At 40.9% G+C, this 22,348-nt stretch carries 23 protein-coding genes and 3 tRNA genes; 14 read left to right on the top strand and 12 right to left on the bottom strand.

Annotated elements, in window-relative coordinates; translation table 11 throughout:
- Positions 1 to 10: 10 nt before the first annotated feature.
- Complete coding sequence (gene anmK, locus GKR48_RS09820) at positions 11 to 1,135, bottom strand: anhydro-N-acetylmuramic acid kinase (protein WP_230088636.1); 1,125 nt, start codon at positions 1,133 to 1,135, stop codon at positions 11 to 13.
- Positions 1,136 to 1,658: 523 nt separating this feature from the next.
- On the opposite strand from anmK, the gene GKR48_RS09815 reads away from it, so the two are divergent.
- Positions 1,659 to 2,126, top strand: a complete 468-nt coding sequence (locus GKR48_RS09815) for a glycine zipper 2TM domain-containing protein (RefSeq protein WP_036953512.1) — start codon at positions 1,659 to 1,661, stop codon at positions 2,124 to 2,126.
- A gap of 466 nt (positions 2,127 to 2,592) precedes the next feature.
- Here GKR48_RS09815 and slyA read toward each other — a convergent pair whose 3' ends face one another.
- Both slyA and GKR48_RS09805 read right to left on the bottom strand, forming a co-directional pair.
- The gene (gene slyA / locus GKR48_RS09810; RefSeq protein ID WP_154603994.1) at positions 2,593 to 3,027 is read right to left on the bottom strand and encodes a transcriptional regulator SlyA; all 435 of its coding nucleotides are present in this window, start codon (positions 3,025 to 3,027) and stop codon (positions 2,593 to 2,595) included.
- Between the two features lie 507 nt (positions 3,028 to 3,534).
- Positions 3,535 to 3,774: a DUF1289 domain-containing protein gene (locus GKR48_RS09805; protein ID WP_154627999.1), complete on the bottom strand. Its 240-nt coding sequence runs from the start codon at positions 3,772 to 3,774 to the stop codon at positions 3,535 to 3,537.
- Positions 3,775 to 3,958: 184 nt separating this feature from the next.
- Between GKR48_RS09805 and gloA the strand changes: the two genes are divergently transcribed.
- A complete protein-coding gene (gene gloA, locus GKR48_RS09800; protein ID WP_154603996.1) occupies positions 3,959 to 4,366 on the top strand; it encodes a lactoylglutathione lyase in 408 nt (135 codons plus the stop codon).
- A 128-nt stretch (positions 4,367 to 4,494) separates the two neighbouring features.
- On the top strand, positions 4,495 to 5,139 hold the full coding sequence (rnt, locus tag GKR48_RS09795; RefSeq protein WP_036953524.1) for a ribonuclease T: 645 nt from the start codon (positions 4,495 to 4,497) through the stop codon (positions 5,137 to 5,139).
- Between the two features lie 90 nt (positions 5,140 to 5,229).
- Here rnt and GKR48_RS09790 read toward each other — a convergent pair whose 3' ends face one another.
- Positions 5,230 to 5,577 carry a Grx4 family monothiol glutaredoxin gene (locus GKR48_RS09790; RefSeq protein ID WP_036953526.1) on the bottom strand — a complete coding sequence of 116 codons (348 nt, stop codon included), beginning with the start codon at positions 5,575 to 5,577 and terminating at the stop codon, positions 5,230 to 5,232.
- A 600-nt stretch (positions 5,578 to 6,177) separates the two neighbouring features.
- Between GKR48_RS09790 and sodB the strand changes: the two genes are divergently transcribed.
- Positions 6,178 to 6,756, top strand: coding sequence for a superoxide dismutase [Fe] (sodB, locus tag GKR48_RS09785; protein ID WP_036953529.1), 579 nt, complete (start codon positions 6,178 to 6,180; stop codon positions 6,754 to 6,756).
- A gap of 88 nt (positions 6,757 to 6,844) precedes the next feature.
- On the opposite strand, the gene cydH is transcribed toward sodB, so the two are convergent.
- The gene (gene cydH, locus GKR48_RS18305) at positions 6,845 to 6,928 is read right to left on the bottom strand and encodes a cytochrome bd-I oxidase subunit CydH (protein WP_108479009.1); all 84 of its coding nucleotides are present in this window, start codon (positions 6,926 to 6,928) and stop codon (positions 6,845 to 6,847) included.
- A gap of 267 nt (positions 6,929 to 7,195) precedes the next feature.
- Between cydH and purR the strand changes: the two genes are divergently transcribed.
- Positions 7,196 to 8,221, top strand: a complete 1,026-nt coding sequence (gene purR, locus GKR48_RS09775; protein WP_154603997.1) for an HTH-type transcriptional repressor PurR — start codon at positions 7,196 to 7,198, stop codon at positions 8,219 to 8,221.
- A 15-nt stretch (positions 8,222 to 8,236) separates the two neighbouring features.
- Here the strand turns inward: purR and punR are convergent, their stop codons facing one another.
- Complete coding sequence (gene punR, locus GKR48_RS09770; RefSeq protein WP_154627951.1) at positions 8,237 to 9,142, bottom strand: DNA-binding transcriptional activator PunR; 906 nt, start codon at positions 9,140 to 9,142, stop codon at positions 8,237 to 8,239.
- 121 nt (positions 9,143 to 9,263) lie between these two features.
- Here punR and punC point away from each other — a divergent pair, with 121 nt between their 5' ends.
- The 3 genes from punC (at position 9,264) to GKR48_RS09755 (ending at position 11,704) form a co-directional block, all read left to right on the top strand.
- A complete protein-coding gene (punC, locus tag GKR48_RS09765) occupies positions 9,264 to 10,487 on the top strand; it encodes a purine nucleoside transporter PunC (protein WP_154627950.1) in 1,224 nt (407 codons plus the stop codon).
- A gap of 164 nt (positions 10,488 to 10,651) precedes the next feature.
- Positions 10,652 to 11,407 (top strand): helix-turn-helix transcriptional regulator, encoded by a 756-nt coding sequence (locus GKR48_RS09760; protein ID WP_154627949.1) that lies wholly within the window; start codon positions 10,652 to 10,654, stop codon positions 11,405 to 11,407.
- 24 nt (positions 11,408 to 11,431) lie between these two features.
- Complete coding sequence (locus GKR48_RS09755; protein WP_036953541.1) at positions 11,432 to 11,704, top strand: putative quinol monooxygenase; 273 nt, start codon at positions 11,432 to 11,434, stop codon at positions 11,702 to 11,704.
- A 76-nt stretch (positions 11,705 to 11,780) separates the two neighbouring features.
- On the opposite strand, the gene GKR48_RS09750 is transcribed toward GKR48_RS09755, so the two are convergent.
- Positions 11,781 to 12,458: a riboflavin synthase subunit alpha gene (locus tag GKR48_RS09750; protein WP_154627948.1), complete on the bottom strand. Its 678-nt coding sequence runs from the start codon at positions 12,456 to 12,458 to the stop codon at positions 11,781 to 11,783.
- Between the two features lie 281 nt (positions 12,459 to 12,739).
- Between GKR48_RS09750 and GKR48_RS09745 the strand changes: the two genes are divergently transcribed.
- The 6 genes from GKR48_RS09745 to GKR48_RS09720 all read left to right on the top strand — a co-directional run bounded on the left by GKR48_RS09745 (position 12,740) and on the right by GKR48_RS09720 (position 17,160).
- Positions 12,740 to 14,113 carry an MATE family efflux transporter gene (locus GKR48_RS09745; protein ID WP_286269488.1) on the top strand — a complete coding sequence of 458 codons (1,374 nt, stop codon included), beginning with the start codon at positions 12,740 to 12,742 and terminating at the stop codon, positions 14,111 to 14,113.
- 159 nt (positions 14,114 to 14,272) lie between these two features.
- A tRNA-Val gene (locus GKR48_RS09740) sits at positions 14,273 to 14,349 on the top strand.
- A gap of 56 nt (positions 14,350 to 14,405) precedes the next feature.
- Positions 14,406 to 14,482: transfer RNA gene (locus GKR48_RS09735), tRNA-Val, on the top strand.
- Between the two features lie 41 nt (positions 14,483 to 14,523).
- Positions 14,524 to 14,600: transfer RNA gene (locus GKR48_RS09730), tRNA-Val, on the top strand.
- Between the two features lie 468 nt (positions 14,601 to 15,068).
- Positions 15,069 to 16,481 (top strand): pyruvate kinase PykF, encoded by a 1,413-nt coding sequence (pykF, locus tag GKR48_RS09725; RefSeq protein WP_036950412.1) that lies wholly within the window; start codon positions 15,069 to 15,071, stop codon positions 16,479 to 16,481.
- Between the two features lie 442 nt (positions 16,482 to 16,923).
- Positions 16,924 to 17,160, top strand: coding sequence for a major outer membrane lipoprotein (locus tag GKR48_RS09720; RefSeq protein WP_004263789.1), 237 nt, complete (start codon positions 16,924 to 16,926; stop codon positions 17,158 to 17,160).
- A gap of 107 nt (positions 17,161 to 17,267) precedes the next feature.
- On the opposite strand, the gene GKR48_RS09715 is transcribed toward GKR48_RS09720, so the two are convergent.
- The 5 genes from GKR48_RS09715 to sufC all read right to left on the bottom strand — a co-directional run bounded on the left by GKR48_RS09715 (position 17,268) and on the right by sufC (position 22,334).
- Positions 17,268 to 18,323, bottom strand: coding sequence for a L,D-transpeptidase family protein (locus tag GKR48_RS09715; protein ID WP_154627947.1), 1,056 nt, complete (start codon positions 18,321 to 18,323; stop codon positions 17,268 to 17,270).
- A gap of 250 nt (positions 18,324 to 18,573) precedes the next feature.
- Positions 18,574 to 18,990, bottom strand: a complete 417-nt coding sequence (gene sufE, locus GKR48_RS09710) for a cysteine desulfuration protein SufE (protein WP_036950416.1) — start codon at positions 18,988 to 18,990, stop codon at positions 18,574 to 18,576.
- Between the two features lie 72 nt (positions 18,991 to 19,062).
- Positions 19,063 to 20,301, bottom strand: a complete 1,239-nt coding sequence (gene sufS, locus GKR48_RS09705) for a cysteine desulfurase SufS (protein WP_154627946.1) — start codon at positions 20,299 to 20,301, stop codon at positions 19,063 to 19,065.
- 4 nt (positions 20,302 to 20,305) lie between these two features.
- Positions 20,306 to 21,613 (bottom strand): Fe-S cluster assembly protein SufD, encoded by a 1,308-nt coding sequence (gene sufD, locus GKR48_RS09700; protein WP_154627945.1) that lies wholly within the window; start codon positions 21,611 to 21,613, stop codon positions 20,306 to 20,308.
- Positions 21,588 to 22,334, bottom strand: coding sequence for a Fe-S cluster assembly ATPase SufC (gene sufC / locus GKR48_RS09695; protein WP_154604006.1), 747 nt, complete (start codon positions 22,332 to 22,334; stop codon positions 21,588 to 21,590). The genes sufD and sufC overlap by 26 nt, the downstream gene beginning before the upstream one ends.
- Between the last annotated feature and the right edge of the window lie 14 nt (positions 22,335 to 22,348).

Below are 22,348 nucleotides of genomic sequence, written 5' to 3'. Positions count from 1 at the left end.
TTTCAAGCGGTTATTTTATATCAATATTTGCGGGGTATATCGCACCTAATATGCTATCTCTGCTTGCACCCGTTACTGATGCAAGACTACCTGATAAGCCTGAAACTGTACGAGCGGCAAGCCAAGCAAATGCCAGTGCTTCCATATCATCACCACTCAGCCCATATTTATCACTTGGCGCGACTTCAATCCCCGGCAGTAATGTCGCTAATCGCAACATTAAGAATTTATTTTGAGCGCCTCCGCCACAAACAATTAAACGCTCGCAGCCTCCACATAACTTAACTTGATCTACGATAGATACGGCGGTCAATTCACACAATGTTGCTTGCACATCTTCAGGAGATAGTAATTGAAAATGCGCCAAATGCTGTTCTAGCCATTGCATATTAAAATATTCACGGCCAGTACTTTTAGGCGCTGAACGTTTAAAATAGCTATCATTAAGCATCGCATTTAATAATGCCTGATTCACCGTGCCTGTTTTTGCCCATTCACCATCTTTATCATACGCTTGTTGCTTATTACGCCAGACCCAAGTGTCCATTAACATATTGCCTGGCCCTGTGTCATAGCCTTTTACATATGCATTTGGCAGTAATGCAGTAACATTAGCAATCCCACCAATGTTAAGTACAATGCGTTTTTCAGTCGGATGACCTAATACAGCTAAATGAAATGCAGGAACTAACGGAGCACCTTGTCCACCGTAAGCCATGTCTCTGCGGCGAAAATCCCCCACAGTCGTTATTCCAGTTAATGCTGCTATACGATTGTTATCACCAATCTGCATAGTAAACGGTGTTTCACTATCAGGTTCATGCCAAACCGTTTGCCCGTGACAACCAATCGCAATAATATCTTCAGGAGATAGACCCGTTTGATGAAGAAGCTGATTAATGGCATCGGCATATATTGTGCCAAGTTCTCTATCTATTTTTCCCAATTCAGAAAGTGTTGTTTCTTGCCCTTGGCAAATATTGAGAATGCGCTTTTTTAGTTCAATCGGAAATGAGGCGCTCAAGCTAGCTTGCTCTGCAACAAACTTATCATTAATTGCAGCTAATACGACATCAACACCATCTAGGCTGGTTCCTGACATAACACCAATATAGCGACCCGATTTAATCATCATTATTCCCTTTAACGTGTCTATTCACTCAATGAGATAAACTAGGAAAGATTGTGCTTTTAGAGAAAAATTTGTCAACTGATCGATTCAATTTCTCGTAGCGCTTCGCAGGAATAATAAATAATTGATAGAAGAGATGAAAATAGTGAGCAAAATAGCAGCAATAAATCGTTTTTTATCTCTTGATTATTTTATTTGATTTATAATGGTTTATTCTGTAATTATCTGCTACACCTTAAGGTGAGTAGTTCTTATTACAGGTAAAAATCCCCTATTTAACCTTTGCTATAAATTGATGCTCTAAAATAGTCAAAAAATAGATGATTCTTTAGCAAAGGGTGCTTTGAATTGGGATTTTGAGTGGAATTTGAGATATTTTACCTAGTGTTGATGCATTATTTAATTCAAAATTAGTAGTCTAGGCTCTGTTATCTAAAACAAATTTTTGATGTTGTTGTGCTTATGGTAAGAACAAATCTTCGATGCTACGTTACTGCCACGAACAGCAAGTCTCATAGGAGTTATTATGCTTAAGAAAGTTTTTGTAGGTGTTGCTGCGGTTGTTGCGTTATCTGGCTGTGTCAATACAAGTACGCTTTCTGGTGATACTATTTCAGCTCAAGATGCTAAACAAGTCCAAACTGTGACTTATGGTACGGTACTCAACGCACGCCCAGTGACCATTCAAGCGGGTGAAGATGGTAACGTGATTGGTGCAATTGGCGGTGCAGTTATCGGTGGCCTGTTAGGTAATACCGTCGGTGGTGGTACTGGTAAAACGCTAGCAACAGCGGCCGGGGCAATCGCAGGTGGTTTAGCGGGTCAACAAGCACAAGGAGCTCTAAATAAAAGCCAAGGTGTGCAGCTTGAAATCCGTTTAGACAGTGGTAAAAACATTGTTGTTGTTCAGAAACAAGATCCTGCCGCTTTCCGTGTAGGTCAGCGTGTTATGATCGCAAACAGCGGAAATACAGTTACTGTGTCACCTCGCTAATTTGACATAAATTCAAAATAAAATGCGTTCACCGGCTAATTAATCGATGAACGCATTTTTTATTTAAATCATGATTAGTGTTTTATTTTTTAGCTTATTAGTAATAATATTTTTATCGCGTCTGAGCACTTCGCTATCTTTTCGTTTATGGGTTCCATAGCAGAACTTTATTGAATAATTGTGATTGATATCTATTCAAGTAAAATGTAATTTACACCGTATGTATTCTCTATTTTTCTTGAAGCAAATTTTTCATCCCTATTTTCACTCTCTAATCCCTCTTAATACCGTATGTTTTTAATAATTAACCCATAATGATAGAATACAAAGCCGCCTCACGTAAAAAATCATGCATCTATATAGAAACACATATTACGTGCATGGTGGCTATAGTTATTAGTTTAATATATATTTAGGCGAATTATATTCATAGTAATAAAATTAAATGAGAAAAATAATTAGTAGTCTATGAATCGTTCTGTAAACGTAGAATGTTTTTCTCCAGTTTTAATAGCAATAAAGATAACTGGCTTAGCTCGTCATGACTAATATTACTTAAAATCTCTGTCCGAGTATTATTAATCACTTGATCAACCGTTTTGATAAAAGGCTCCGACTCCTCTGTGAGTTTGATTCTCTTAGCGCGTCGGTCATTTGCACATGTATGACGTGAAATGAGCCTTTTTTCTTCTAATTGATCTAATGTTCTGACCAGAGAAGGTTGTTCAATACCGATTGCTTTTGCCAATTGAATCTGTGATTGCTCGGGCGGTAACTGGCTAATATTATGCAGTGTTACCCAGTGTGTTTGCGTGAGTTTAAGTGGCTTGAGGCGATAGTCAATCAATGCTCGCCACATACGGACTACACGAGATAATTCAGTTCCAATTTGAGATTCCAATTTACCCTCCTTTATATAATTATAATGTCTAAAAAATATACCGAATACATATTATTTTTTAAATTATATATTAATTCCCTTTTATCTTTACAACCTTTTATTGAGCCAATACCTAATAAATACCTATATATAGTGAGCATCAATAAATCATTGAGTGATATATACCTTGTTTTCTTCCATGCTTTTTCATATAAAAACAATATAATCACTTAATAAGACAACCTATCAATTATCTTATTAATAAGAATAGCCTTACTCTTCTTTCGAATCTATCTATTTTAACCCTTATAGTAATTACAACTAACAATAAAAAATGCAATAGCAAATAAACTCTTTAAAAACAAAGCAATATAGTTATTCTTAAAATTATGTCATTTACAGTTGATTTATATGAATTTCATCATCATTTTGAATAAATAAAATTTTATTGAAATGTAACCGTTGAAATTAATTTAAGTGAATTGATTTGCCATTGAATAATTTGGCGTGGAATGGTTTTATTATCAATTAAAACAGAGACTGTTGAGGGTCATTCATGTCTTCTTGAGCCACTTTCTTATTATTTGCTCTTAAAAATCGCTGGCGACATAAACGGATGACATGACGTTTTTCAGCGTTAGTTAACTGTAACCAGCCAAAACGTTCATCACGGGTTCGATAGCAACCTCGGCAATATCCCTGCTCGTTGGTTTGACATATTCCACGGCAAGGGCTTGGTATGTCAAAAAACTCAAGTTGTTCTGCCATCATTAACCACCCGTAATATAAACATAAAATTATGATATACTCTCTCAAATTGAGTATAGCCATGATATGACTAAAAAATAAACCTCAATCGTTGTATTTAGTCATATTGCCACGTTATATTGATAGATAAATCGATTCGACTTTAAGCATTATTGCCTGAAGAATTTATAGGGAAACTACTATTATGCGCTTACTACATACCATGCTCCGCGTTACCGACATGCAACGCTCCATTGATTTTTATACCAAAGTATTAGGTATGCGCTTACTGCGCACGAGCGAAAATACAGAATACAAATATTCTTTAGCGTTCGTCGGTTACAGTGATGAAAGTGAAGGTGCTGTTATCGAGTTAACTTATAACTGGGGCGTAACAGAATATGATTTAGGCAATGCTTATGGTCATATTGCATTAGGTGTTGATGATGTCGCTAAAACCTGTGAGGACATTCGTCAAGTAGGTGGAAATGTCACTCGTGAAGCAGGCCCAGTCAAAGGCGGTACAACCGTTATCGCATTTGTTGAAGATCCAGATGGCTATAAAATTGAGCTTATCGAAAACAAAAGTGCAAGCAAAGGATTAGGCAATTAATCCCTCGCATTCATTTTATATTTTAGGTGATGATAACCATCACCTAAAATTTCTTCAGTATCTACCTGCAAAAATATATTCCCTTTGGCATAATGAAAGCCAACCAGAAACTGTAAATTGAAAGCCTAATGTCTGAAAAAAATAACCCTAACTCACTGGTTAACCGCTTCCGGGGTTACTACCCTGTCGTTATTGATGTCGAAACTGGTGGGTTCAACCCCAAAACTGATGGTCTATTAGAGATAGCTGCTATTACACTCAAAATGGACAAAGATGGCTGGCTGGCCATCGATGAAACGTTACATTTTCATGTAGAACCTTTTGAGGGAGCGAATTTGGAACCCTCCGCACTGGAATTCACAGGCATTGACCCCACTAACCCTCTACGTGGTGCCGTGAGCGAATATGAAGCACTGCATGCCATTTTTAAAACAATTCGAAAAGGCATGAAAAATACCGATTGCAATCGCGCGATCATGGTAGCTCATAACGCAAATTTTGATCACAGCTTTGTTATGAATGCGGCAGAGCGTTCAGGGTTAAAACGCAACCCTTTCCATCCCTTCGCAACCTTTGATACTGCTGCACTGAGCGGATTAGTCTTTGGACAAACCATTCTTGCGAAAGCGTGTGTCACCGCAGGTATTCCATTTGATGGCAAACAAGCCCACGGTGCCCTATATGATACTAACCGTACTGCGCTATTATTTTGCGAATTAGTCAATAAATGGAAAAAACTAGGCGGGTGGCCACTACCTAGCGAACCTCAATAATCTCGCCCCCTAAATACAAAAAAACCGTATTAGTTTTACGCTAATACGGTTTTCATCAATATAAGCAGGAAAGCTTATTCAACCATTTGATTACTCAGTGATGGTTTCATCTGCTGGACGGTATTTATCCGCAGTTTCTTTAATCAGAGCTTGTAATTCACCGCGTTGGAACATTTCAACGATAATGTCACAACCGCCAACTAACTCACCATCCACCCATAACTGTGGGAAGGTTGGCCAATTAGCATATTTTGGCAGCTCCGCACGAATGTCTGGGTTTTGTAAAATATCAACGTAAGCAAAACGCTCACCGCAAGAAGACAGAGCTTGAACAGCTTGAGCAGAAAAACCGCAGCTAGGCAGTTTTGGAGAGCCTTTCATGTATAATAAAATTGGATTTTCTTTAACTTGGCGCTCAATTTTTTCGATAGTTGTCATTTTATATCCTAAAACGTGGGTGCTGATTTTGCAGTCACTGAGCCACTTTGAATCATTTACAAGGCAACTCATTAGACAGAACACATTGACCGGTGTAATCGCCGGCACAGTCAAAACATCGCAAATTGTTCCGTGATTGTTTCATACAATATGCCAGTTTTATAAGGTGAATACTATAGCACTCCTATTTGCTGTACTCAAAAGGTGAAAAGCAAATAGCAACGTTTTCTTTTTACTATAAAAAATTCACGATGGGCGTTTTTGCCGTGTAATCATGGGAGTTATTTGTTAATATATTAGCAAATTAATAACACTTGATGTGTTTCCCTGCTCTTCAATGACAATAACGACATGCAGTGGAATAATAATTATGCAACTTACTAACAATTAAGGCATAAATAGCATCATGGAACAGGTTTTTTCTTACTGTAGCCTGTATTCTGTTATGATAATTAGATGATTTACGATGCGGCGCAATAGCTAACTACGGTTTTACGTCGCTATACTAGAAGTAGATTAATAAATAGAAATACACTTAATTTCGCTCATTTTACGAGCAAACACCCTAAACACTGAATAAAAGCAATCAAGGAGTACGCAATGTCTTTTGAATTACCAGCTCTACCTTATGCTAAAGATGCTTTAGAACCTCATATCTCCGCTGAAACCCTAGAATACCACTACGGTAAGCACCACAACACCTATGTTGTTAACCTGAACAACCTGATCAAAGGCACCAAATTTGAAGGTCTGTCTTTAGAAGAGATCATCAAAACTTCTGAAGCTGGCGTATTCAATAACGCGGCTCAAGTTTGGAACCACACTTTCTACTGGCACTGCTTGGCTCCAAACGCAGGCGGTGAACCAACAGGTAAAGTTGCAGAAGCTATCAACAAAGCATTCGGTTCATTTGCTCAGTTTAAAGAGCAATTCACTGATGCCGCAGTTAAAAACTTCGGTGCAGGTTGGACTTGGTTAGTGAAGAAAGCAGACGGCAGCCTGGCTATCGTTAACACGTCTAACGCGGCAACACCAATTTCTGGTGACGACAAGCCAGTTCTGACTGTTGATATCTGGGAACACGCTTACTACATCGATTACCGTAACGCACGTCCAAAATACTTAGAAAACTTCTGGGCGCTGGTTAACTGGAAATTTGTTGAAGAAAATCTGGCTTAATTTTAGTTCAGATCTAAAATGACTAAGGGCGAGTATAATACTCGCCCTTAATTATTTCTCATCCTGAGTAGATAGGATGGAAATGAAATCAGAAAATGTGCACAGCAAACAAAATAATTACAGCTAAAGAGCCAAACGCAGCTAGCAATCCATATTTAAAATCTGTATCCATGAGACCCTCTCATATAAAGAAATTGAATTATCAAATAACCATAAAATAAAAAGGTTATTTCAGTATACATGCACAAAAACGTAAAACCAGTGTCTATATCACATGTTATAACATCAATTATTTCTTTCGTTTTTGCGCTAGATCAGACAAAATCGACAACAAATCGCTAAATTATTGCCAGCAAAGGTACTATGCATCAATATGCAGGTAATTATTTAACTAGAATTATTTTAGAGACCAAGTTTTGGTTAGGAGTTTTTTCTTCTCATGGCAACAATTAAAGATGTGGCGAAACGTGCGGGCGTCTCTACCACAACCGTCTCCCATGTTATCAACAAGACGCGTTTTGTCGCTGATGATACAAAAACAGCCGTTTGGGCCGCCATCAAAGAGCTCAATTATTCTCCGAGTGCGGTTGCGCGTAGTTTAAAAGTCAACCACACCAAATCAATCGGCTTATTGGCAACATCAAGTGAAGCCCCCTATTTCGCAGAAGTAATCGAGTCTGTCGAGAATAGTTGCTATGAGAAAGGCTATACTCTAATTTTATGTAACTCTCACAATAACTTAGGTAAGCAAAAAGCGTACTTACAAATGTTGGCTCAAAAACGTGTCGATGGGCTACTTGTGATGTGTTCAGAATACCCTGACACCTTGATTGGTATGTTGGAAGATTACCGAAATATTCCAATGGTCGTCATGGACTGGGGTACCTCTCGCGGGGATTTCACTGACAGTATTATTGATAACTCTTTCCACGGTGGTTATTTAGCAGGTCGTTATCTTATTGACCGTGGTCATCGTGAAATTGGCGTGATCCCTGGCTCCCTTGAAAGAAATACAGGCATTGGGCGTTTAACTGGCTTCCAAAAAGCCATGGAAGAAGCCAAAGTCACATTAAAAGATGAATGGATTGTTCAAGGGGATTTCGAGCCAGAATCAGGTTATAAAGCGATGATGCAGATCCTCAGTAACAAGCACCGCCCAACGGCTGTCTTCTGTGGAGGAGACATCATGGCGATGGGAGCAATCTGTGCGGCTGACGAGATGGGATTACGCGTCCCACAAGACATTTCCATTATTGGCTATGATAACGTGCGTAATGCGCGCTATTTCACTCCTGCATTAACCACAATCCACCAGCCAAAAGAGCGTTTAGGTCAAATGGCGTTTGCGATGTTGCTCGATCGTATTGTGAATAAACGCGAAGATGCGCAAACGATTGAAGTTCACCCGCGTTTAGTTGAGCGCCGTTCCGTGGCTGATGGTCCATTTATTGATTATCGCCGCTAAGTCTATCTCAGCACATTAGCTCGCAAACCACTCCGCGTTGAGCGTTTCGCTATCACCAAGATAGTCAAGAAGCCATCTCAGCGCTGGAGATGTATCATTCTCAACCCATGTTAAGCAGCAAGGGCTTTCAGGAAACGGCTGCGCTAATTCCAGCTCAACTAGCTTGCCTTCTGCACACAAAGGTGCTGCACGGTGCTCTGGAACCATCCCCACACACAGACCATTTGCCAAACACGCTAAACCACTTTCCCAGTAAGGCACAACTAAGCGTCGTTGGTTGTCCAGCGCCCAAGTATCTCTTTTCGGTAAGCTTCTTGAGGTATCTTCCAAGCACAAACTTGGATATTCACGCATTTGATCATCCGTCAGTTTGCCCTGAATTTTCGCTAATGGGTGAGCGGGGCTCGCAACACAACGCCATGACATAAAGCCCATATCGCGAAAACTATAGCGCTCTCCAATGGGTGAAGCACGGGTCGCTCCAATCGCCACATCCACACGCCCATCCGCTAATGCATCCCAAACCCCATTAAACACTTCAGGGTGGATATACAGTTCGATATCAGGAAAATGACGATAAAAATCCAAAATCAGCTGTTCCGTACGCTGCGGTTTTACGATGCAATCAACGGCAATACTGAACTGCCCACGCCACCCATTGGCGACTTGTTGGCATTGATGGCGAGTATCAATCATTTTTTTGATAACACTTCGACTTTCTTTAATAAAGATAACCCCTGCTTCCGTCAATACCACATCACGGTGACGGCGCTCGAATAGCGGAACTGCCAACCATTCTTCGACTTGCTTTACTGTATAACTGATCGCTGAAGGGACTCGATGCAGCTCATCCGCAGCACCACTAAAGCTTCCCGTTCGAGCAACTGCGTCTATAACTTCAAGTGCATGAGCTGACCACATTTTCTTTCCTTTCAAATTATTTGATAGCAGAGTCCAAATATTACCGTTTCACAACGTAAAAAAATAGCCTATACAATAAGATAACTATTAACATTATTTTAAATACAGATTAAGCAAAACTATGACAAATACTGCGACAAAAAACTCCTCTGGATTTTTGATTTACCTTGCTGGCCTAAGCATGCTGGGGTTTTTAGCCATCGATATGTATCTGCCTGCCTTTGGTTCAATGCAAACAACCTTAAATACGACTGAAGGTGCTATCAGCGCCTCATTGAGTATCTTTCTAGCTGGCTTTGCTTTTGCCCAGCTACTATGGGGCCCCCTTTCAGATAAATTAGGACGCAAACCTATTCTCATTGTGGGGCTTTCCCTGTTTATTGTTAGCTGCTTGGCTATGATTTGGGTCACCGATGCCACTCAGTTATTAATCCTTCGATTCTTACAGGCCGTTGGTGTTTGTTCTGCTGCAGTTTTATGGCAAGCCCTCGTTATCGACCGCTATAACGAAGCTGATACCCAAAAAGTATTTGCCTCTATCATGCCTTTAGTGGCACTTTCTCCAGCATTGGCGCCTCTTTTAGGTGCTTGGGTGCTTGAGCACAAAAACTGGGAATTTATCTTCATCGTGCTGATGATGGTAGGCGTTTTACTCCTGCTACCGACTTTGATGCTAAAAAAAGTGGCGCCGAAAGTCATCGCAGAAGAAAACCAGACACAAACCAAAATTTCCTTTGCGACCTTGTTAAGCTCCCCTGTTTTCAGTGGTAACGTGCTTGTATACGCAGCATGTAGCGCTGGCTTTTTTGCATGGCTAACGGGTTCGCCGTTTATTCTACGCAATATGGGTTTTAACCCTGCGGATATCGGCCTAAGTTATATCCCTCAAACACTGGCATTTATTGTCGGAGGATACGGCTGCCGCTTCGTATTAGCTAAAGTGCGTGCTGAAACGTTGTTCCCAATCCTGCTAGCCGGTTATGCCATTAGCATGATTATATTATTTGTGATGGCGATTTATACTCAGCCAACATTAACTATGATTTTAGTACCATTCTGCTTTATGGCCGCCATGAACGGCGCATCATACCCAATTGCCGTAGCCAAAGCCCTTAACACATTCCCATCCGCCAGTGGTAAGGCCGCTGCATTACAAAATGCCTTACAATTAGGGTTATGTTTCTTAGCCAGCTTATTAGTCTCTGCGCTCACCTTTGACCCGTTACTCGCCACGACTGGTGTGATGGCATTTACGGTGATCCCAATGATTATAGGCTATTTTATGCAGCGTTGTGCCAGCAAATCAAATAATGCGATTAAGCACACTGAATATCAGCATGACTAATCGTTAGTTAACGTTATTTTTTAGCTTCACAATAATCAGCCACGTTACCATTATTGATAACGTGGCTGACTTTTTTATTTTAGTTAATACGTATTTTATAGAGTTAATTTTTTACCTATAACACGCTATTATTAGCATATTCAATTATGACGTTTTGAAGAGCCATGCTGAAACAGTATTATCCTCCTGATGAATTAAAAGAATTTGTTAGTTCAGTTTTGATTATCAAGAAATTTACTGATGCTATTAAGATCTTCCCAGGCACAGGAGCTGAAATATGGGTTTCGACTGAAAATATCAGTATGTCGACTCACGAGCATACATCCGTCAATCCATTTCAGTTAATCATCCCCAGAGTCAATATATTTACGGCTATCCCGAATAATACCAGCGTGATGGTTCTACGTATTCGCCACGATGCCTTACGTTTTTTACTTCCCCAACGCACGTTAAATTATACGGATATCCCTACTCCGCTTATCCAAATATGGAGCAATAATTGGTTTAAATCATTGGCTAACTCTTCATTCAAAGAGTTGCATGAGTGTTTTTATGTCACTAAGGCAGAGAAAAAGGCACATTTTATCGATCACGTTCTGGACTCTCTTTATCGCAATCCAAATAAAAAAATTACCGAAATTGCCGATGACATTGGCTACAGTGCACGCTTAGTTCAAAAAGAGTTTTTAAAGGAATTTGGGATCACACCAAAACGGTACCAGATCAATTGTCGCTTAGAGCAAGTGATGAAAACTATGGTGAAAGAACAAGATACTTATCGTTGGTTTGAAACGGGCTATTATGATCAATCCCACTTTTATCGCGATTTTAAGCGTTACTTTACCATGACACCGTCGGCATTTTTAAAGTCAAATTATTCGCTTTTTTACAATACAAAAACAAAGTCTCCATTAAGATAGTTCTGAGTACATAAGGAGAATGGTATGAGTATTGTTGTATATGCCCAAATCACTACCGAAAAAAAGGATGGGTATTTAACGAAGAAAATCGTTAGCGAAATTGCCAAACGCAGCCGGATGGAAAAAGGATGTTTGCAGTATGATCTGATGGCAAAAGAAAATGGCTACATTGTGTTTGAAGAGTGGGAAAATGCACAAGCATTAGAAATGTATCAAAAAAGCGCTCATTTCAAACAACTTGTTGACGCGATTGAACGTGACAATGCCATTTTTTCGGTTAATTTTAGTGAGAAGTAATAGAATATTCTGGTGAATTTATTACCTACCGATTCAACAGGTTATAGCTCTGCATAGAGCTATAACCTTATCAAAACTAGATTGATGATTTTTCGCTTTCTACTGAGTCTTCACTCTCTTGTTTCTGCTTCAATAACATTTCTTGTTCTTTCTGATGCAAAACACGCTCAACAGTATCAACAATAGCTTGAGTCTGTGGGTCAATCTCAATGTTGACTTTATGACCCAGTCGCTTGCTACCCAGTGTTGTTCTCGCCAATGTTTCTGGGATCAGATGCACACAAAAACGGTTGTTGATAACATCACCAACCGTTAAGCTAATTCCGTCAATCGCCACAAATCCCTTATGCAAGATATATTTCATCAAGGTTTTATCATAAACAGAGAGCCAAACTTGATGATTATCTTCAGAGGTGAAAATCTTGCTAATTTCTGCGGTGGTCACAATATGACCCGAAACCACATGTCCGCCAATTTCATCACCATATTTCGCAGCACGCTCAATATTAACCACGTCCCCTTCTTTTAACTCACCTAAATTAGTGAGGCGCAATGTCTCTTTGATTAAATCAAAGCTAACGTTCTCCCCTTCAATTTTAGTCACGGTTAAACAGCAACCGTTATGCGCAACGGATGCACCGGTTTCTAAACCCACTAATAATTCCGGCGTGAATTTCATGACATGAGTACGGAAATTAGCTCTTTCCGTGATTGAGATAATTGGAGCGGTTCCTTGAACAATGCCTGTAAACATAATGACTCTCGTGCAGTGAATTAATGAACTCAGTTTACCTAAGAATTTTCAGAGATCTATCTTATTTGAGTGGTTATATTTATGCAGCAATCACAAAATATTTAAATGGTTTCTATACTAATCTGCTGTTTTATTATTCTTATCTATAACTATGTTGGATTGATTACATAAAAGAGATAGAATAAGGAGTTAGCATTAACTATCTGATTTTTTAGTAAATCATAGAATTTCATTCCGCTTTTTTCTTTTTTTAATTCGAAACTTATTGTGAAGGTGTATGCGTGCAGAAATATATTACAGAAGCGCGTAGCTTATTGGCTCTCGGTATCCCTATCTTCTTCGCCCAATTTTCCCAAACTGCAATGGGGTTTGTGGACACCATTATGGCGGGAAGTGTTAGCGAAATCGAAATGTCAGCTGTGGCTGTTGGTTTTTCTATTTGGTTGCCTGCTATTTTATTAGGGCAAGGTATTCTCATGGCGCTCACGCCAATCATCGCTCAAATGAACGGTTCAGGTCGCAGAAACCTGATTGGCGATCAAGTTCAACAAGGCTTGTGGTTAGCCTTTATTTTAGGCGTTAGTATCATGTTGCTGTTGTATAACAGTAAACTGATCATCAGCAACATGCCCCATATTGACCAAGAGTTAGCCGATAAATCGGTTCGTTTCCTACACGCGATTATGTGGGGAGCCCCAGGTTACCTATTTTATCAAGTGTACCGTAGCCAATGTGAAGGGTTGTCCAAAACGAAACCCGGCATGGTCATTGGTTTTCTTGGCTTGATGGTCAATATTCCCGTGAACTATATCTTCATTTATGGTCACTTTGGTGCACCAGCTTTAGGTGGTGTTGGTTGCGGCGTGGCGACAGCAACGGTGTATTGGGCAATGTGTCTGATGATGAGATGGTATGTTAAGCACGCACCGAATCAGAGAGATATTCGTCCTGCTCAACCATTAGGCGCACCAAATCCGGATATTCTGAAACGCATTATTGTGCTCGGAACACCGATTGGGTTAGCACTGTTTTTTGAAGTCACACTGTTTGCGGTTGTTGCCCTATTGGTTGCTCCTCTGGGGGTTGTTGCTGTTGCAGGTCATCAAGTGGCTCTTAATTTCAGCTCCGTGATGTTTATGTTCCCGTTATCAATGGGTATCGCTGTCACCATTCGAGTTGGCTATAACTTGGGACGTCAGTCTACCGAAGCCGCAAAAGTCTCTTCTTATACTGGTTTAGCGGTAGGATTAAGTCTAGCTTGCTTAACGGCCATCTTTACCAGCACATTCCGTGAGCCTATCGCGATGATGTATAACAAGAATCCTGAAGTGGTTGTTTTGGCATCTAGCTTGATGCTCTATGCCGCGCTTTATCAGCTTTCAGATTCTATTCAAGTTATTGGTGCCGGTGTGTTACGTGGGTATAAAGATACTCGCTCAATCTTCTTTATTACCTTTACGGCGTATTGGATTTTAGGTTTACCGTCTGGCTATATCTTGGCGTTGACCGACTTCATTACCGAGCCGATGGGACCAAAAGGTTTCTGGTTAGGATTTATTATCGGACTCACCGCTGCGGCTATTGGTATGGCAACACGAATTTTGTGGATCCATCGCCAGCCTGACAGCGTCGTTTTATTACGCTCAACGCGATAATTGGCGTAATTTTCAGCATTTTATGGCAAGGTAGCGAATGTTTTTCTGCGAATAGTTTTAAATACGAGCAAACTCTCGCAAAATTACATTTTCCCCTTGCCAGATTGGCAGCAGAACGTTAATATTCGTCCCCGTCGTTAAAGCAGTAATGATTGGTATGCGTCCGTAGCTCAGTTGGTTAGAGCACCACCTTGACATGGTGGGGGTCGGTAGTTCGAGTCTACTCGGACGCACCATTTAAATTCATCATTAGTGACAGACAAGTTAGCGACAAACAAAGTTTCACCTCAGTGCGTCCGTAGCTCAGTTGGTTAGAGCACCACCTTGACATGGTGGGGGTCGGTAGTTCGAGTCTACTCGGACGCACCATTTAAATTTGTCATCAGCGACAAATCAAGCATCATTTCAGTGCGTCCGTAGCTCAGTTGGTTAGAGCACCACCTTGACATGGTGGGGGTCGGTAGTTCGAGTCTACTCGGACGCACCATTCTATTTATTCTGACTCGTTTCTTATTCCCGAATTATTTTTTATCCTGGACCCCTTAGTAACCCTTATAAAAGTACTTTTTTCAAATATCATATTTATCTTGATTGTGATTTTGTTTTCCCTTATTTTGTTGCGCAACCCACTTTCAACTGAAAATCTCGCTGTTGTTTGATCTTAATTACTTCTGCATCAAATTTAGTAAAATTTGATTTGTCTCACAGTTTGATGTTGTTTATAATAATCCCACAAGCTGAAAGGTTTCAACAAAGACAAATCAGCATGTTAGCTTTAATGAAAAATGTCATCTACACTATAATAAGAGTCAAAAAGTGACGTTTTTTAAATAACCAGATTTTGAATACCAGACTGTCGCCTATTCTTATAAATGAGTTGCGCAACATAGACTATCTTGCGCATTAAGCATCGGCGGCAATACCGATTTCCTTTATAACCATTAGATAGACTGCCATGAAAAAAACCAAAATTGTTTGTACCATCGGTCCAAAAACCGAATCAGAAGAGAAATTAACCCAGTTATTGGATGCAGGCATGAACGTCATGCGCCTTAACTTCTCCCACGGTGACTATGAAGAACACGGTCAACGTATCAACAACCTCCGCTCTGTCTGTGCAAAAACCGGTAAACAAGCAGCTATTCTGCTGGACACTAAAGGTCCAGAAATTCGTACCATGAAACTAGAAGGCGGCAATGATGTTTCTCTCGTTGCAGGTCAAACTTTCACTTTCACAACAGATACTTCCGTTATCGGTAACCAAGAACGCGTTGCAGTCACTTACCCTGGCTTAACCAAAGACTTGAAAGTGGGTGACACCGTTTTAGTTGATGATGGTTTAATCGGCATGACCGTAACCAACATCACTGCAACTGAAGTGATTTGCCAAGTATTAAACAATGGCGATCTTGGTGAGAAAAAAGGTGTTAACTTACCGGGCGTTTCTATTGGCTTACCTGCCTTGGCAGAAAAAGATAAAGAAGACCTCGTTTTCGGTTGCCAACAAGGTGTCGATTTTGTTGCCGCTTCATTTATCCGTAAACGCTCAGACGTTGAAGAAATTCGCGCTCACCTGAAAAAACATGGTGGCGAAAATATTCAAATCATCTCTAAAATCGAAAACCAAGAAGGTTTAAATAACTTCGACGAAATCCTTGAAGCCTCTGACGGTATCATGGTTGCTCGTGGTGACTTAGGGGTTGAGATCCCAGTAGAAGAAGTTATCTTCGCCCAAAAAATGATGATTGAAAAATGTGTTAAAGCTCGTAAGGTCGTTATCACTGCGACTCAAATGCTAGATTCAATGATCAAAAACCCACGCCCTACCCGCGCAGAAGCTGGTGACGTTGCAAACGCCATCTTAGACGGTACAGATGCTGTTATGCTGTCTGGGGAAAGTGCGAAAGGTAAGTATCCAGTTGAAGCTGTGACTATCATGGCAACTATCTGTGAACGTACTGACCGCGTTATGCCAACGCGTATTGAGAATCAAAAACCAACCCAGCGCTTACGTGTGACTGAAGCAGTCTGCCGTGGTGCTGTTGAAATGTCTGAAAAACTGGATGTACCATTAATCGTTGTCGCAACTTATGGTGGTAAATCCGCAAAATCAGTACGTAAATACTTCCCTACTGCACCGATTCTGGCTCTGACAACTAACGAAGAAACTGCTCGTCAGTTACTGTTAGTAAAAGGCGTTATTCCGATGATCGTGGGTCCTTTCGAATCAACCGATGATTTCTATCGTGAAGGTAAGCGTGCAGCATTAGAAAGCGGATTGGCGGTAGAAGGTGATGCAGTCGTGATGGTATCCGGAGCATTAGTACAAAGTGGTACAACAAATACCTCATCAGTACATGTTCTGTAGTTGTCTTGCATAACCTAGCGAGACATTAACCCTATTGCTTCACGGCGGTAGGGTTTTTTATTATCTGGAATAACTGAAATTTAGCAATCCATGCGAAACATAATTTCAATAAGTTACGTTATGATCCGCGAAGATATAATTCATCCAGATTCTGGTTACAAAACATTTACAAAATAAATCATAAAACGATAACCATTTGCTCAAATTTCAAACTAAATAACCCTTAATTGAAATTTTTATTCGTTTTCACCCTGTTAAATATAAAGTATTTCTAGCAAAACTTTGAATTACGTACTAGCATAAGACTTAGTAAGTACCATACCCTAATTTACATTAGGTTGTTTTAAAGGGATAGAGGTAGCTTTAAGATAACGCTCTTAAGTCTATTTTTTGGTTACTTGCTTTTATATTTTCAAGATAAATCAATCTAGAGGGTAAAATAATGATTCGTACTAAAATTGTACTGGGCTCTATCGTATTAGCTTCAGCATTACTGGCGGGTTGTTCTAACAGCACTGAAGTGCAAAAGCTCTCTTCAGACGTGCAAACTCTGAACGGTAAAGTTGACCAACTGAGCAACGACGTTCAGTCTCTGCGTTCTGATGTACAAACTGCACAAGAAGAAGCAGCTCGTGCAAACCAACGTCTGGACAACCAAGTACGTACTTACAAAAAATAAGTCCGGCTTGATGTTATCTAGAAAAGCTTAATCGCTGAATTATTGTTGAGGGCCTATTTTATAGGCCCTTATTTTTTACTTTGAAATTCATTTAAGGCGGGTAGTCATTAGCTTTTAAATGACTGATATTTAGCAGGAATAGAAGACTTCACTTCCCCTTCAAATACAGGTTGTGGTTGAGTAATCGTGAATGGTGCAATGGGTTTTAACTGCTGATAATCGCGTTTCATCGATTCTGAATCATCCCCAACATTCACCCTCACTGGCAATCCTGAACGTCTAGACAACTCTGCTTGAACTTTCGCTTTATCAATTCCCGGATTACTCGCTAAAAACGCTTGGAAATCTTCAGTGAGCTTGATTGGCATTGTCTGTGGATCATCACTCTCTTTACGTGACAATGGCTGATGCACTTCAATGTAATAGCTACCATCTGGCTCTTTTGCATATTTAACTGGCTGATCGATAACTTGAACGCGAGTTCCTTTTGGAACATGGGTAAACAGTGCTTTGATATCATCAGGGCGTAAACGAATACAGCCAGAACTCACACGCATCCCAATACCAAAATTAGCGTTAGTACCGTGGATCAAGTATTCGCCACGACCATAAGACAAGCGTAACGCATACAGCCCCATCGGGTTTTCTGGCCCTGCAGGTACCACCGCAGGAAGTGTAATACCCTGCTGTGCATAATGTTTACGGATATTGGTGGTTGGTGTCCATGTTGGGTCTTTAATTAATTGGCTAATAGACGTCACCATTTCAGGTGTGTCTCGTCCTAGCTGACCAATTCCAATCGGATATACAGCCACTTTATGGCTGTTTTCAGGGTAATAATAAAGACGCATTTCCGCCAAGTTAATCACGATACCAGTACGCGGTGTCGATGGTAATAACATTTGAGCAGGAATAATCAACGGTTTACCCACTTCAGGCAAATAAGGGTCTGTCCCAGGATTCGCCTCTAACATCGCCAACAAACCAATCTGATAGTCGCTTGCGATAGCTTCCAGTGGGCGTCCATCGTTAGGCACCACATAGGTGATATTTTCCCCGATCAGGCGTGTGTTGTTATTGGGTAATGGATAATCTTTAGCCTGCGCAGGTGCCAGCACCGCACTCATGACAAACAGACTTACCGCCGTCAAAACTCTTTTCATACCTACTCCAAGGAAAATAAGATTCATTACAAAATTCAAACAATATCGCTCATAATAGCAACTATCTCGAATATCTTTAATACCTAATAAATATTTTAGTACGCTAATAATTTGAATATGAGCTAACGTTGTCTCGTTATTGTTAGTTTAACAATAAAATACAGTAAGTTACTTAGGTCTATTTTCTAGAATAAGAATAATAGGAAGAAAAGAAAAGTGTGGGAAATTCCGAAGATTTCCCACAGAACACTTAAAGAAGTTGGTGAGCTCTCGCCAAAATCGACTTGATCATGCCATTTAAACCTTGAGTCCGAGAAGGTGTAAGATGCTGTTCAAGCGCCAATTGCTGGAAAAAATGTTTTACATCCACCGCAAGGATCTGCTCAGGTGTTTTCCCTTGAAAGAGAATAATCACAATCGCCACTAACCCTTTAACAATCGCGGCATCACTATCTCCAGCTAGAACAACATGGCCATCCGGTTGTTTTTGCATATCAATCCACACTTGGCTTTGGCAACCCGCTATCAAGTTATCATCCACCTGTTGAGCTTCAGATAACGCCGGTAAACGCCCGCCCAGTTCAATCATATACAAATAGCGCTCTTCCCAATCTTGGCAACGTGCAAAATTGCGTAATAGCTTCGCTTCATCGGGTAACGCCGACATAATATTTCCTTCTATCTATTCGCGACAATCTCTATGTGCTGCAATACAGTGACTTTGATATATCGTCGGTGTTTAGCCGAGTAATTGTTTAATACGCAATAACGCATTATACAAAGCATCGATATCTTGCTTAGTTGTATAAACACCAATAGATGCACGGCACATCGCTGGAACTTGATAATATTCCATTAATGGCATCGCACAGTGGTGCCCAGTACGAATGGCAATCCCATATCTATCCAGAAATGCGCCAACATCATAGGCATGATGTTCACCTAAATTAAAGGCTATCACACCTTCACGTTGGTCATTACCATATAAATGAAGGGAAGGCACTTGCTTAAGCAAATCCGTCGCATAATGCATCAATTGCTTTTCATACGCAAAAGTTTCACTTAATCCCAACCCATTGAGATAGTCTAAAGCTGCACCTAAACCAATCATTCCACTGATATTCGGGGTACCCGCTTCAAATCGCCATGGAACATCAGCAAATGTGATCCCTTTTTTCAGGCTGACTTGGCGGATCATCGCCCCACCACCTTCCCAAGGTGGCATCTTCTCAAGCAATGCCTTCTTGCCGTAAAGGATCCCAATACCTGTTGGTCCATATAGCTTATGACCAGAACAGACATAAAAATCGCAATCCAGCGCTTGCACATCAACCTGCTGATGCATCGCCCCTTGCGCACCATCCACGAGTATAGTCAGTGTATTTCCATGCTGGTCTGCAATTTCACGCGCTTGTGAAATCAATTTTTTTACCGGGTTAACGGTACCAAGCACATTGGAAATATGCGTAAAACTGAATAGCTTTGTGCGCACATCTATGAGTTGTGCGAGCTGGGAGACATCAAGGGTACCATCCTCAAGAATAGGCAGGATCCGTACTTCAAAACCACGCTCTTGCGCCAACATAAACCAAGGAACGATGTTCGCATGGTGCTCCATTTCAGTGATAATAATATTATCACCTTGCTGGATAAACTGGCGCCCAAAGCTGTTCGCGATGAGGTTTATTCCTTCTGTCGTCCCTTTAACAAACACTATCTCTTCAGGGGAAGCCGCGTGCAAAAAATCCGCTGCTTTTTGGCGAACATTTTCCACCAGCGTGGTGGCATTCGCGCTTAGCGTATGAACCCCACGATGCACTGCCGCATATTGATGCAACGTAAATTGGCTTTCCGCATCCACAACTTGCTGAGGTTTTTGAGCACTCGCCGCGCTATCTAAATAGACCAATGGATGGTTATTTACTGATTGCGCTAAGGCAGGAAAGTCCTGCCTGACCGATTCAACGTCAAATGGCATCGGTTTACACCTCCGCTAAACGTTGATGAATACTCGCCATCACGGCCTGTTTTAACCCATCGATAGTAATTGATTCGGTTAACTCAGCAGCAAATGCATTGATGATCATCTGCTTAGCCGCTTGGCTATCAATCCCTCTAGAGCGTAGATAGAAAAGTTGCTCATCATCGATACGCCCAACCGTTGCCCCATGACCACATTTCACGTCATCGGCATAGATCTCCAGTTGAGGCTTCGTATCGATTTCCGCTTTTTCACCCAGTAATAAGGTATTGTTAGTCATTTGACCGTCTGTTTTCAGCGCCTTAGGGTCAACTTTGATCATGCCATTAAATACCGCTTTGCTGCTATCCATGGCGATCACTTTATGCAACTGTCGGCTATTACAATAACCCGCATTGTGCTCAAGATAGCTGCGTGTATCGGCTATTTCATTACCTTGCGGTAGCAACAGGCTGTTTAACTCAAATTCCGTATTCTCACCGTCAAGACGGCTACTTGTATGATGACGAGTTAACCCAGCACCTAATAAAAAGCTGCTACTTTTCACTTGGCTATCACGCCCCACCACAATGTCATTGTGGGCGAAATGCTGAGCCTGTGAGTTTTCTGTCATTAACTTGAAGTGGGTAAATTGCGCATTATCACCCACTTCGACCGTTAATCGCCCTCCAGTCAGATGTGCTTGGTCATCTAAGCTGATAAAGTGTTCAATCACTTGAGACTGGCTATTATTTCCCAATGTCAAATGGTAGCGATATTGGCTCATGTTCATCGAATCGAGATCATGGCTGCCACTGGAGATATTCAGTAAATAGAGTGGCTTAGTCGCAACTTTATTGGCAGCTAACTGGATGATAAGCGGTTGAGCTGCTAAACACTCCGTTAAATGTAAGAAAATCTCGCTGTTCACCGCATCAGGTAGCCAGTCTTGGCTATCGAGTAGAGAAACTTGAAACTCCCCCGTATCGACGGAACTAAGTTCCGCATTGTAGCGTCCATCCACCAGCACAACACGATAGGCATCGATAGCTAATGCGAGCGCCTCACTTAGCGGTATCTGCTGTTCTTGCGAGCTAAAACGATATTGGGTATTTAACACGCTATTTAACGGAGTATAGTGCCAATCTTCATGACGAAAAGCTGGCAGCCCAACGTGTTTAGCAAGGCTCCAATGGGTTTGAGCGTGCTGAGATTTTCCACCTAACCCTTGTTCATATAGCATTTCAAAACGGTGCATTGCCTGCTGATTTAAAGCATCAACCGCAGCGCGTTTTTCCGCTCTTTCACTGTTGGTCAATAAGCCAGCCATAGCCTTGCTCCTCCAGTTTTTTCGCTAAACTGAAATCACCGGATTTGATGATTTTCCCTTGATACAGGACATGAACAAAATCAGGTTTCACATAGTCCAAAATGCGCTGATAATGGGTCACGATAATGAATGAACGCTCTGGTGTACGCAGTGAATTCACACCATTAGAGACGATTTTTAGCGCATCGATATCTAAACCAGAATCGGTTTCATCTAAAATACATAACTTAGGTTCTAACGCCGCCATCTGTAAAATGTCATTACGTTTTTTCTCGCCACCAGAGAAACCCACGTTAACTGAACGGGTGAGCAGGTCTTGTGGCATATCCAACAATTTGATTTTATCTTCGATAAAATCTTGGAAATCAAAGCGGTCTAGCGCCTCTTGCTGGCGGTATTCGCGCACTGCATTCACTGACGTTTGCAGGAAAAATTGGTTACTCACACCCGGAATTTCAACCGGATATTGGAATGCAAGAAAAATCCCTTCACCCGCACGCTCTTCAGGATCTAATTCAAGTAAATCCTTACCATTGAATGTCACTTCACCACTGTCAATTTGGTAATCTTCACGACCTGCTAGGGTTGCGGACAAGGTACTTTTACCTGAACCATTTGGCCCCATGATGGCATGAACTTCCCCCGGTTTAATTTCCAGAGACAGCCCTTTTAAGATTTCATTACCTTCTACACTTACATGTAAATCTTTAATACTTAACATATCAACATGCCTTT

This window comes from Providencia sp. wls1943 (assembly GCF_009706275.1).
In the GTDB taxonomy this organism is placed as follows: Bacteria; Pseudomonadota; Gammaproteobacteria; order Enterobacterales; family Enterobacteriaceae; genus Providencia; species Providencia zhijiangensis.
This window is presented reverse-complemented; position numbering and strand designations above follow the sequence as displayed.